At 50.9% G+C, this 13,010-nt stretch carries 8 protein-coding genes and 1 pseudogene; 4 read left to right on the top strand and 5 right to left on the bottom strand.

Translation table 11 applies throughout. The features are described from left to right. Nucleotides 1-217 precede the first annotated feature (217 nt). Nucleotides 218-1,144, top strand: coding sequence for a LysR family transcriptional regulator (locus J3P93_RS13945; RefSeq protein WP_434588793.1), 927 nt, complete (start codon nucleotides 218-220; stop codon nucleotides 1,142-1,144). 166 nt (nucleotides 1,145-1,310) lie between these two features. Here the strand turns inward: J3P93_RS13945 and J3P93_RS13940 are convergent, their stop codons facing one another. Next, the gene (locus J3P93_RS13940; protein ID WP_434588791.1) at nucleotides 1,311-1,577 is read right to left on the bottom strand and encodes a DUF2790 domain-containing protein; all 267 of its coding nucleotides are present in this window, start codon (nucleotides 1,575-1,577) and stop codon (nucleotides 1,311-1,313) included. Between the two features lie 705 nt (nucleotides 1,578-2,282). Between J3P93_RS13940 and J3P93_RS13935 the strand changes: the two genes are divergently transcribed. Continuing rightward, nucleotides 2,283-2,471 carry a hypothetical protein gene (locus tag J3P93_RS13935; protein ID WP_434588789.1) on the top strand — a complete coding sequence of 63 codons (189 nt, stop codon included), beginning with the start codon at nucleotides 2,283-2,285 and terminating at the stop codon, nucleotides 2,469-2,471. 648 nt (nucleotides 2,472-3,119) lie between these two features. Here the strand turns inward: J3P93_RS13935 and J3P93_RS13930 are convergent. Continuing rightward, nucleotides 3,120-3,989, bottom strand: a complete 870-nt coding sequence (locus J3P93_RS13930; protein WP_434588787.1) for a hypothetical protein — start codon at nucleotides 3,987-3,989, stop codon at nucleotides 3,120-3,122. A 579-nt stretch (nucleotides 3,990-4,568) separates the two neighbouring features. Between J3P93_RS13930 and J3P93_RS13925 the strand changes: the two are divergent. Together J3P93_RS13925 and J3P93_RS13920 are read left to right on the top strand one after the other, a co-directional pair. Then, a pseudogene (locus tag J3P93_RS13925) lies at nucleotides 4,569-8,923 on the top strand (NACHT domain-containing protein). A 91-nt stretch (nucleotides 8,924-9,014) separates the two neighbouring features. Next, a complete protein-coding gene (locus J3P93_RS13920) occupies nucleotides 9,015-10,139 on the top strand; it encodes a hypothetical protein (protein ID WP_434588785.1) in 1,125 nt (374 codons plus the stop codon). Nucleotides 10,140-10,598: 459 nt separating this feature from the next. Here the strand turns inward: J3P93_RS13920 and J3P93_RS13915 are convergent, their stop codons facing one another. From J3P93_RS13915 to J3P93_RS13905, 3 genes are all read right to left on the bottom strand, one after another. Beyond that, entirely contained in the window at nucleotides 10,599-10,913 is a 315-nt protein-coding gene (locus J3P93_RS13915; RefSeq protein WP_434588783.1) for a 3'-5' exonuclease, read from the bottom strand. A gap of 146 nt (nucleotides 10,914-11,059) precedes the next feature. After that, nucleotides 11,060-11,368: a hypothetical protein gene (locus J3P93_RS13910; protein ID WP_434588781.1), complete on the bottom strand. Its 309-nt coding sequence runs from the start codon at nucleotides 11,366-11,368 to the stop codon at nucleotides 11,060-11,062. A 389-nt stretch (nucleotides 11,369-11,757) separates the two neighbouring features. Beyond that, nucleotides 11,758-12,906, bottom strand: coding sequence for a hypothetical protein (locus J3P93_RS13905; protein ID WP_434588779.1), 1,149 nt, complete (start codon nucleotides 12,904-12,906; stop codon nucleotides 11,758-11,760). Between the last annotated feature and the right edge of the window lie 104 nt (nucleotides 12,907-13,010).

The following is a 13,010-nucleotide window of genomic DNA, read 5'->3' as shown; positions in this document are numbered from 1 at the left end:
TATGGAGTACGAGCCGTTTGATTTAGCCGGCAAGGAGGGAATCATTGTTGTGTCTGGAGGTAATATCGAGCGCAGCCAGGAGCGTGTAGCATCTGCAATCACCGCCCACGTTACGCGGTGAAGGCAGTCCGGCTCGAGGCTCAAGGTTTCAATGGTTCTAGGGTTGCGTACTTCTGAAGTGAAGAACGCTTGGAATTAGATCGATAGGTAGAGTTGGATGGATAAGCTTACGAACATGTCCGTGTACGTCAAAGTTGTTGAGATGGGCAGTTTCACTGCTGTGGCAAACCATCTGGACTCTACGGTTGGCAACGTCTCGCGTGCGGTTTCCGCGCTTGAAAACGTGCTCGACACTCGCCTGTTGCAGCGATCGACCCGCCGGCTTTCGGTGACAGACGCTGGCCGGCGCTTCTATGAGCGCTGTACCAAAATTCTGGAAGACCTTGAAAATGCAGAGGCGGAGGCGAGTAACGCGGCGTTGAAACCTAGGGGAACATTGCGTGTGCATTGTGTGCCGGGGCTTGCGCGGCAACTGGTCACCTCTGCCGTGCTGGAGTACCGCAGAGAATTCACCGATGTTACCGTGGATTTAATGCTTTCTCAGCGAATGCCTAACCTTCTAGAAGACCAACTGGACGTTTCGATACTAATTGCTCGAACGCTGCCTGACTCAGCGTACGTCAGCCAAAAAATCGGAGTAAGCCATTGTGTGCTGGTTGCGTCTCCAGAGTATCTGGAGCGACACGCTGCCCCTGCGACGCCAGAGGATCTCAACGATCATCATTGTTTGCTGTTGGGCACCGTCGATTACGTGCGGGATGAATGGCAATTGAAGAGCAAGACCGGGGATGCCACATTTGCCCCCAAAGGCCCGAGTTTCAGGGTCAATGATATGGACGCAATGGCGGTCGCCATTCGAGAGGGAGCAGGCATAGGTTTACTGGCCGGTTTTTCAGCCATTGAGGATTTGCGTTCAGGCAGGCTAGTGCGTGTTTTGCCCGAGTATCATACCTACGAACGCAACGTTTACGCCGTCTACACATCACGCCAGTTCATTGATGCAAAAATCGCTCGCTTCATCGATACGTTAAAAAATCGGGTAGGTACCGAGCTGATGAATACCGCTCAGGAACTCATTGCTTGAAGAAAGCCAATTAAGGCTTGAAGAGGTATTGTTGTTGCAGTGGGGCAAAGTTACATAATGCTAGGCATGAATCGCCTCGCAGACGAAAACCAAAAGTTAGAAGTATTTAATTTGTTTTGCGCCTCAGTGTAAAAACTGAGACGCAGTTATTTAAAGTTCTAATCAATTAGCCATTGCTGCAGCCACTGCCCATCACTTCGTATGCCAAAATATGCTGTTTGCCTTGTGAGTCTTCATATGTCATGCGCATCGGTACCACACCGCACACATCGGCGACTTCAGTTTGAGAGATTACCTTGGCAACGTCGAGATGCGTGGAGTAGCTGTACTGCTCAACAGGAACTTGTTGGACTTGCACTGAAGCAGGGCCTTCCTGCGCCATAACCATAGCGCTAAAGCCAAAAAGTGCGATCGTTGCTACTGGAGCTTTCATGGGAGCTTTCCTTTAATAGTTAAATTTCTGTATGGGCAATCGAAACTTGGTCGAAGAGACGCACGGAGTTAGTGATCTCTCTGAGCGAAAACTATTGTTTGCTGACCATTCAATCGACGTACTCGCCAGTTGTGCAACTGCTGGCTGTAAGTGGTTTGCTGCGCTGACAGAACAAACTTTATTCCCGCCGGGCCATGGGGAAATAGACGCGAATTTGGGAAAGACTGTTATGCATTCAGACAATAATCGCGGATGAGCCTGAAACAAACGATGAGATGACTGTTGTTGGCGTAGCGCCCCAATCGGTCTTTGCGCTCTCGTAGACCTCTCCCACCTGAGCTACGTACTACCTGACCAATATGAGCCTCCACCAAGCTCACGTTGCGTAAGTCAGGTTTGCTTCAGGTGACTCGCCGCAATATTGCGGGCAAAAAAAAGCCCGCGATGGGGAGCGCGGGCTGTGAATCGTAAGGAGCTGACTTCACCGTACGCCGAAGCATGTGAAAATATCGTGAGGGCTACCTAACTACTTCTCGACGCGAAGATCTGGGCCTGGCAGACCTCGCGGGCGGAGCGGGCGGAGCGGGCGGAGCGGGCGGGGCGGGGCGACGCGGGGAGGGGAGCTCGGAAGCGGCGCATGTCTCGGCTGGCGTGATGCGAAGAGGTGGGCTATCTATTTTGAACTCACATTGGCAGGAGGCCGACATGAGGTTACAGAATGATATCGATGCGCTAGCGGCGATTGAGGAAGACGCAAAGGCGATGCTAAAACGGATAGGGCTGCCCGACGATGCACACAAGCTTGAGGTGGTGATTGTTCTTCGACAGATCGTCGACCTAGCCACCCACATGGAGTCGGCTGATCGATTCATTGAGACGCCGATCATTGGGTGAGATGGCTACTGCTTAGCTGCGCAGATCATCAGTGAATTATTCGTTCTGACTGCTGCGCCTGAGAAGGGCAGTCGCATCTTCGGGCCCAAGGCCCGGCTCGTTTCTAGCCCAGCATTTCCTTCACGATCGAGGCCACATTCCTCGCATCGTCGATACCCCGATGATAAGTGCCTTGCCAAACGAGGCCCAACGACTCGACCGTCAGCTTCAGAATTTTCGGCTGATCATTGTATAGGCCTTTACGCCATTTCCTGACGTTGAAATGCTGCAGACCAGAGAGCAGGGAAGGGCGCGCAGAGAATCCTGCATCGCGCTCTCGCTGCTAGGGTATCGCAGTTTAAAACAGCTACGTCGGCCTAAGAATATATATTATGAAGTAGCTCGTTGGAGATCAGCGCCGATTGGGTAATGTTAGTGATCTCTTCGAAGTACCGAGAATAATAATACTCCTTATTCCCGTGCTTAGGTAGGCCGCCTTCTGACAATCGATGTATTGTGGATCGATACGTTAAAGCCCAATATTGGACAAACAATGATATCGACGAAGCTAAGGTAAGCATCATAGGTGGTCGTGGTAAGTTGCGGGTGATACAAGCCATTCTGCTTTACGTAGGGTGGCTGGTACGATATGTCACCCGCATGAATAATTCAGGCTTCTTTTTCTAGTTTTCCCATGTAATTGGGTATTAGAGATTCGCTAAATCCGGACAGAAAACAAATGGAAAGCATTAGATATGCTGCGGAATCACTTGTTTCAATGAATGAAAAAATCAAGCCTGATTTAATGGTGGTGTAGGTTATTACGCCTGCGATGGCTGAAATAATGAGACGTTCAGCCCCATATATGGCGTACATCCAATTATTGATTGCTTGTTGTGCCCAAATGTCCTTCGCTTTGAGCGAGACAGAGAAAAAACCACCTGCAGATGCATAGGCTGCTGCATACAAGAAATGCAATAGAATACTATTGCTGGTGAAAAACACTTCTCCCCGCCATACATGCGCTAGCAGGGCGGCTATACAAATTAGCGCTCCTAGAATCATAGCTCCCAGCAAGTAAAATATTCTACCGTAAACTCTCTGTTGAAAATCCGCCTTTGCATCACTTTCGATATTGTCAAAAATCTTGTTAGCCTCTTCAACATCCCCCATGATAGCGGTAACAAGTGCGGAGGCGGCGCGTTGCTTGTATGAGGAGTTTGCGCTGTATTTGAAGATAGATGACTTTGTTTTATCAAAACGATCTTTTACTTTCTGAAAATTAGAAAGGGGAGTAATGTCCTCTTCTATTTTCGTATGTATGTATACTCGAATTGACTCAATTGAGTTCTCGGAGTCGATTTCGTAAATTACATGTTCGTCGCCCCGCGCATATATTTTTTTTACCATGCAGCCGGTCGGACACTCTTTGCCAACTTTGATGCTTTCTATCGCAAGTTTTTGTTCGCGAAGATAAGCCTCCTCTTTAGTAGTCGTCTCCTTCGATTTAATTGGCTGAACATTTGATTCTGAATCCAATTTTCTTCTCCATATGGGTTTTTTTGTTGGAGGTGGGTATGAGGTTTTTTTTGGTTGTCTTAGGTATACAAATGATTATCTATCGCGAATGAGTCGAATGATGCCATAATGATATTGCGAGGTCTACTTCCTCAAAAAAAATAGCGTTTTCCGTTTCGAGCAGTTGTAACGGCAGTAAAAACTGCCTCCAGTAGGGGCTGGTCATATCCCATGCATAATGGGTATTTTCAGTTGGAGACGAGTTTTACTACAGTCAAGAGCGCGCATGGATTAACGTTAGAACCTATTCCGAAGATGGTACTCAGGAGCGATAGAGCGACGCGGTAAACATTTTCATTATTATGTTCCGTTATACGCAAAATCGTTGCCGATGTTTAAGGCTGGCGAGGTCAAATTTCCTTGCAGCCGATATGGTAAGGGTGAGCCACAGGGAGGATTATTTGAAGAGAACACGCTGGAAGTAAAGAGTTGCCTGAGTCGCCCCCACAGGCAGCGCCGATGGGGGTGGTATTTCGGTTACGATGACGCTGCGTGTGCAGCCCACTGTCGGGGCTGCTCCTGATTGCGTTGAGACTCTCTATGACCAAGCACTCGGCCTCCTTCGTTGACCTTGACCGCACTTTTTCCGTAATTCCTGTCAACGACGTTTTGTCCGACGACTCAGATCTGAGCGGTAGGCATAGCAGTCACGGGGATCTTCGCTGGCCAGACTTGCTCGCCCATCATCGAGTAATACTTCTGTCCGAGGCGGGCTCCGGCAAAACGGCTGAAATCCGTAATGTCACTCGACAGCTTCGAAGTGAAGGAAAAAACGCATTTTTTCTACGGATTGAAAACGTAAGCCTTGGGTTGGAAGAGGCGATAGAGGAGGAGTTACTCGATGCATTTGAAAGTTGGCTTGATTCAGGCTCCGAAGGCTGGCTACTTTTGGATTCAGTAGACGAGGCTCGACTAAAGGATCCAAGAGATTTTGAGCGCGCTATCCAAAAGCTTGGTCGTGTAATTCGACGAGCTGGTGCGCATGCGCACATAGTTATCACTGGACGTAGCACGGCTTGGCGAGCGAGCACGGATCTAGCTATTTGCAAGAGAGCTTTTGAGTTCGAATCCCTAGCAAGGCAAACAAAGCTCACGCCAACTGGTGGGCTTGAATACGCATTACAAACAGCCGATGCCGAACCAGAGCCAGATGAGTCGTTTCTCGTAGTGACATTAGACGATATCCATGGCGACCAGATTGATCGCTTCCTAGCTGCCACCGGCGTCCAAGACTTCAAGGCGTTTCTTGCCGAGGTTGAACGTAGAGAGGCTTGGTCATTGACCACGCGGCCCTTGGATTTTTTGGAACTCGTCGACTTTTGGCATCAGCACAAGAGGATAGGCACACGCTTGGAGCTGATGAAAAGCAGCATTGATCGCCGTCTTGAGGAGCGTGACCAAAATCGCGCAGAGTTCAGGCCTATAGCTCCAGAGAAACTGCGTGACGGAGCACGCCTCATAGCTGCCGCTGCGACGTTGGGACAGATTTCTGTGATCTGTGTCCCTGATGGTGACGCCCATAGAAAGGGAATTCCGATTCGCGGTGTGCTTAGGGACTGGAACGATGCTGAAGCGGGAGCTCTACTCAGCCGGCCTATTTTCGAACCGGGCATTTATGGAACAGTTCGTTTTCACCATCGTACCGTTCGGGAATACTTAACTGCAGAGTGGCTAAACGAGCTGATACGCGGTGCAGCTTCCCGGGTGAAGATTGAGAATCTGTTCTTCCGCACACAATACGGGCTGGAGGTAATCAATCCTTCGATGCGTCCGGTTCTCCCTTGGCTTGCACTTTTGGATGAACCAATCCGTACGCGACTGGAAGAGATCGCTCCAGAGGTGTTTTTTGAGGGAGGGGATCCTGGGCAGCTTCCCCTGAGTACGCGCCGAAGAGTACTGCGTAAAGCATGCGAGCACTTAGCACTACCGGCTCACAGCTGGACGGTGACCGACTATTCGGCAGTGCAGCGGTTTGCGCACCATGATCTTACCGAAGACATTAAAGAACTACTGACGCTTTACCGCAGCAACGATGACATCGCATGGTTTCTTTTACGAATGGTATGGCAAGGCGAGGTGGTCGGTGCTCTTGCAGAAACGAAGCAATTTGCCCTCTATTCTCTTCACAAACATGTACGCCTTGCAGCAATCCGAGCGATTATCGACTTAGGGACGGCTCAGGATGTCGCTGAAGTGCGCCTAGGACTCTTAGCAGGAACTTCCAAAGTTAATCGGGAATGGCTAGCTGAACTGCTTGACGGATTTGTGCTCGGTAACCAGTGGCTACCTTGGCTTCTGCAGGGAATTGAAAGAACGTCTAAGAAGCAGCGTTATAGCGGCAGGGACGCCCTGGCAGTGAAGCTTTCATCCTTGACGGCGGACTGCCAGTTGGCTGACCTGCCAGCCCTTATAGCTGGTCTAGGTATGCTTTTAGACAAGCCTCCGATGACAGAGCAAGGCTTCAGCACTGTCTCTAAAAGGTACAGCTGGCTTGCGGAAATTGCCGGCTTAGCTGTGCTGCGTTTGATTCAAGCACGGCACCCATTTGCGCTTGATGAATCGTCTCTTGCGGTCTTGAGCAAGCTCGCCCAAGCGCAGGTTTATGAAGAGCGTGATGTTCGAGAGCTCGGCGAAAAACTTAGGGAGATGGTGCCGTCTTGGCCGGAGCTTGATTACAACCTGTTCTGGTACGACGTTGCACTGGCTCGTGTGGGCCGAGTCCATCGCGGGGAACCCGTCACTAACGTCTGGCAGTTGCGTGGCTTCCGGCCATTCTGGTCGCTTAATAAGAAGAATTTCAGCGTTGCTTGCGACCAAGTCGTGAACATCACAAATATGCATGATCGTTTGATGGCGCTCAGCATGGCCTCCAACATCTATATGGAGCATGACAAACCGTCTTTATGGGCAATCCAACTTAGGCAAGCTGTTATAGGAAGTGACGAGCTTTGCGAGCGAGTCGAAGTTTTATTGAATCCACCAGAGCAAGAAATTGATGAATGGGAGATAAAACAGGCTGAGTGGAAGAAGCAGGATGCTCAACGCACTGCCGAAGACGCAGAACGTCTTCGCTCTTGGCGTGAAGGGCTCGCCGCTGAAGTGGAACTGATAAACAGCCGTGAGCCAGGCGTGATGACTCGAAGCCAAGCGTATTTGATGGAGCAAATGCGGGATGGCTCATCGTCTTCAAACAAGTGGAGCAGCGGAAATTGGCAGTCGCTCATAACTGAGTTCGGGATGCCTGTCGCTCAAGCATTTCGTGTCGGCGCCATTGATTTCTGGCGGAGCTATCGTCCAACGCTCCCATCCGAGGGCGCAGCTGCCAATTCGACTCCCTACCAAGTCATTTTTGGATTAACGGGCCTCGCGATCGAAGCCAAAGAGGAGGCATCCAGTTTCGCAAAAATGTCCACCGAGAATGCTGAGTACGCGATTCGTTATGGGCTGCTTGAACTTAACGGTTTTCCTGAGTGGTTCCCTGCACTTATGGGGCTATATCCGAGCCTTATCCAAAAGATAGTAATGCGTGAAATTGATTACGAGCTGGACGCGTCGCGTCCGGAAGCAGGCGGTGGTCGCATGTTACAGAGGGTACGCTGGGGAGGTGGTTGGCTGTTCAGTGAGTTAGCTGTTCCGCTCATGGCTAGGCTCTTACAGCCGATCGGCGACCTGGAGTCGCTACAGTCCTTACTTAGCATTGTGCAGGAGTCTTCGGTCGATGATGAAGCGTTGGCCAGACTCGCCAGCACGCAAGCCGTAGAGGAGGTCAATCTAGAACTCGCACCGACATGGTACGCTGCGTGGGTTGGAGTTGAGCCGGTGATTGCTATCCCGGCACTGGCATCTTTTCTCGACTCTCTGTCGTCTGATGAAGAAAAAGCCAAATTTGCCTCTGCGCGCTTGCCATTGTTGGAAGCCGCACTGCCAGTCGCTGTCGGCAGAATTACAAAACCGTTGAGCATGCGAAGGCGCTGTATCTGATGATGCACACCTATATACGTATTGCGGAGGATATTGATCGTGCAGGAAAAGGTGCCTATTCGCCCGGACTTAGGGACGACGCCCAACGTGCCCGTGATGGTTTTTTAGCATTTATCCGGGAAGCGCCCGGAAAAGAAGCATTTCTAGCATTGCAGGATATCGCGCAGGCCCACCCTGCAGAGCCGTTACGGCCCTGGAGCGCCTTTTACGCTCAACAGAAAGCTACGGCTGATTCTCAGACGCCAGCTTGGGAACCAGCGAAGGTCGTGGAATTCCATGAGTCGCTAGAAAGCACACCGTCCACCCATCGTGAGCTCTGGAATCTCGCTGCCGATCGCCTGTTAGACTTAAAGCACGACTTAGAAGATAGCGACTCCAGCTATGCAGAAATATTGCTCCTGACTAATCAGGAGACTTCCATTCGTAAATTCATCGGTAAATGGTTGAGAGATCGCGCGGCAGGTCGGTACGTTATTCCGCAGGAAGAGCAGCTTGCCGATGACAAAAGGCCTGATTATCGATTCCAAAACAGTCAATCCTATGCGCCCGTGCCTGTCGAGCTTAAGCTTTCACAGAACTGGAGCGGCCCCGAGCATTTCGAACGGCTCGAGAACCAACTCTGCGGGGATTACCTCCGCGATATTAGCTCAAGCTGCGGCATCTTCTTGCTGGTAAACCATGGTGGTCAGGAAACGTGGATGACGCCCACCAAAGGCCGGGTCGGGTTTAATGATCTAGTCATCGCACTGCAAGACCACTGGCTGGTCATCGCTTCAAGGTTTCTTAACATTGAAGATATCAAGGTCATCGGCATAGACCTCAGCAAGCGAGGAGGAGCTGCCGCGGTCAAAGCCATCGAAGCCAATCAGGCGGAGGCTAGTCAGATCGACGGTGAAGAGAACATGCTGGGCTGACCTACTTGCAATGCGTCAAAGGCGGCGGAGTTTAGGGACTCGCCGCATTGGGGGTGAACGACCAGTTGACAACTCAGAGGATCATAGCTCGATGGTCAGATTGAATCGCCTCTGGTGGGAGCATCTAGCTCCCAAGTCGATGCATCGTCGATTAAGAGAAGTGGAGCAGGAGTTGTCGCGCTGGTGCGAGACCGATTATGGGCAGCACTGGTTGAGCGTCGCCCGAAAGCCTGGGCAAGCAATAAGGCTTCTTCCCGGCCAAATTATTCCGGTGGTGCACCTCGTTGCCCTTGGGAATCAGCCGATTTTTATTGTCCCCCTGAGTCCGGTACGGGTTGGGCATAGATTCGTAGGTGCAAGGGAGTTTGCGTCGGGGCGTCCACTCGCTGAGAACGAAGTTGCAATAGGGCCATTGATCCGGCTGGATGTAGTGACCGATGAGGCGCTCCTCATTGCCGCCAGGAGATTACAGTTCGGGGGACATATCCTCGGGGTCAAGACTCCAAGCATCGTGTTTACCATCCCCGCACATTACCTACTGTCGCCGGAGCGATGGCCTGATAAGGCGTATGCGCTTTATCAGCATATCTTCGGAATGGGTAACTCTTATCCCGATGATGGTTTCTTCTACGTTGGGATCACAAAGCGGCGATGGCAGACGAGGTGGGCTGAACATCTTCGAGCAGTGGAAAAGGACAGTAATTTGCATTTTCATCGCAAATTCAGAGAAGAGAGAGAGGCGGGCAGAATTACCTACATCCATCACAAGGTGATGGCGATCACTGACGACCTCGATAAACTCTACAACACCGAAAAATTTTTGATTGATGGCCATTGGGACGATGAGCGACGCCTCAACATGATCCCTGGCGGTAGGGCGGGCCTTCGATACCTCAGGGAACACTCGATACTTAGTAAGGGAGTGGTCGCTGCGCCGGATGAAAGAGACGGTTTCCTAGATGCGTGGTTGAGTGATCATCAAGGAGAAAGCCTTCCTCCCATAACTCTCATCGAAAGGTGGCAAGATGAGGCGTGGGCTGCCGCCCAGATATGTAGCCGCTCAGACCGCCTCTCGGTCTCTCAGATCACGGCTATACGTGACTTAGCCACCAGTCATGCTTTGGAAGAAATAGCAGAGAGAACTGGAGCGAAAGTCGACCAGATCCGGAGCATCATTAGTGGGAAGACCTACACCAGGGTGAAAGATCTCCCCTAACTTAGGTGTCCTGTTGGTGATGGGGAAGCGGGGCGCGCATGCGTTTCTCAACTATTGATTCAGAAATCTCTTTAACCAAGACGCTGGCCGAGGCTATTGATCTCTATAACGGATCTTTTTAGTCGTTTCTTGGGGCCACTAGCCCCGGCTGACCTAATCAACCGAGCATTTCCTTTACGAGGACGGCAACATTTCTTGCATCATCGATCCCTCGATGATAGGTACCCTGCCAAACCAAGCCCAACGACTCTACCGTTTGCTTAAGTGATCGGTCGATTGTCATACAAGGCTGCATGCCATTTCCTGACATTGAAATGGGGCGAGCCTTCTAGTAGGTCAGGGCACGAAGCGAGCCCCGCGTCTCGCGCTAGCTGCCTTGCATCATTAGTGACCCCACGATGCCTAAGCAGCGTTTGGATAGCGCGCAATAACCGTTCCTTACTCCTGGCCAATCTTCACTTAGGTTCCTGCACCGTCCACATCCGCTTGGTGTATGGACGCCAGCTTTTTGCAGAAGTCAGTCAGGATAGGATCGATCTGCGGTCGAACGAAACGCTGGAACTCATCGACAATCTCAAGCGTCTCCAGATCTATTACCACTAGGCCAATTTCGATCGTTTCCATCTGATGAGCGGCGAGTACGAGCAGTCTTGCTGATTCCGACTCACCAACGTCATCACAGGTTGCCTCAAGGTCTACGCAATACAGATAGCGGTATGGCGCAAGGAGGTTTTGGATGGCCTGAAGGTGAAGGAGCTTTGCTTCTATGCTCATGGATATGAGACCTTGCTCGTAGGTTGTTGAGATTAACCGCACCACCTATGTCGATTTAATTGCTCACTGACAATAACGAATCGCCTATAACCCGGAACACTGCATAGCCACAATCATCAGGGAGGTGATTATCGATCTCTTACAGCTCACTCGTTCAATTCGATGTCCCAAGTGCCTCCTCCTCCTGAGCCGTTTTCAATTTCGTTCCATGTGCCATCCAGCAAATTCCCCTCGGATCGACTGAGGTAGGCTTCTCCGACGAAACCTTCGACCTGGGGAAAGTAATGTAGATGGTATTGTTCACCCTCTAGCTCACCCCGATACGTTGACGGACGGCCCTTACGTAGGTATTCGACCACTATTTCTTTATCCCGAATGATCACCACGCAAGGCTCCTCTTCACACCCTGCGAGGCCATCGTAGTAAGTCGTCATCACTGAATTTGCATAACGCATTTTGCGGATCTCCCTTGTTTCATTCACGGCCTAGGACGGTAGCCTGGACATCAAAGACTACACCCCACGGTGATCACCTTGTGGCCAGTCGGACAAAAAATGCCATGTATTTGGTGATAAGCCATAAGGGACTTTCAAGTGTCTCGAAAACATTCGTTGATCGTTTCTCGACAATGTTCCCTGTATTTTCCCTCAAGCTTGAGGGCGATGAGCGCTATCATTTCTGGGGAAATATCTTCGTGGTAGGGGGATCCGCTTCGGAAATGACGAGGGCGCTCGGATACAACAATGAGCGCCCTCCAAAGGATCCAGTCGTCTGTAGCTGGCGAGGGTGGGGCCGCATGTGGGGAAACAAGCAAGCTAAATCACTCCCTACAGCTGAGGGCAAATCAAAACATTTTGGGAAGAAGGATCTGTAGCTGAAGCACTACAAACGATGTGAAAAAGACGCCACTCATGAGGTACAGCACGATCAGGATCAGTCGACGAATCGGATGCATCGTGTTCTGCCAAAATGCGATGGTTTGAGCCATCGCTAGAGCCCCTGCATGATCCGAGAACAGCTCATCCAATCCTTCAGCTTCGTAGCGAATATTTACGGATCTACGGCTAGGAAGGTTGGAAGAAATGTTGAGTGAGCATCTGTGCCACTCCACGACGAGATCACCCGCTTTCAACTTGGGATTATGTTCAGCGTCGTACTCGTTTAAAGAGCGAATCGTCAAGCGACTCATCCAAGGTCGGCTTCCCTCGTGGCCATACATCGGCGTGAACTCTTCGTATTCAGATGGATGATCACCCGCTCGCCAGATAGTGACCTTCCGTAAATTTCGGTATTCGAATAGTGCACGCTCAATATGAGCGCAGGCATAACAGTCGAACCCTGCGAACGCAGGTACTCCATATCCCGACATGATGACGAGGGCCGTCTCATCTTCTGACTTTCGTGTATCAAGCAGGTCAGGATGTGGCCACCAATCGCGCTTGCTCCACCATCGTCGTAGTTCGTCTTCGACCAAGGTACGAAGCCAGGCGCTCGATTGATGCTCGAGAAGACCTGGCTTTGAGGAAATCGCCTGTTTCAACAGGAGAGGACACCAGATCTCGTACCAGAGTACGGCTAACAAATAAGTCATTCCTGCCAGCAAAAGCCACCGCAGCGGAGCAGCGGCGTCTCCTGCGTCACCGTGTAACCCGGGAGCAGCTTGGTAGAAGGCGCTCATCAAACCTCCGAAAGCAGCAAATCTCACTGCAGTGGTGGTTTTCAGCTGAGACCAGAATATCCAACCTGTTCGCTGTCTCAGCCAATGGTACCTGACCTCTTGTCGAGTTGACCGCTGATTTGCGAGTGAGCTTTTGTACATGTCCTGAGCAGGGAGTTCGTCAAAATACCATGCCAAAGGGTTCATCTGACGAAACCTGATAGCGCGTTGCTGCCTACGGTGAGCCTTTACCATTGCGTAGTATTGTTCTGCAGTTTGGTAGAGGTGTTCAGTTTTTTCTTTGTCTTCAACCTTGTCGCGATCAGCGTCAGTCATACGGATACTCCAACCCAAAAAATCGGGATTCTACCTGTCAATATGCGTAAACAAATGGCGTGGATGCGAGGTGAGCAAGAATTGCCCGTTGCAGTGGATTCAAT

Source organism: Pseudomonas sp. R3-57 (assembly GCF_051132065.1).
Lineage (GTDB): Bacteria > Pseudomonadota > Gammaproteobacteria > Pseudomonadales > Pseudomonadaceae > Aquipseudomonas.
This window is presented reverse-complemented; position numbering and strand designations above follow the sequence as displayed.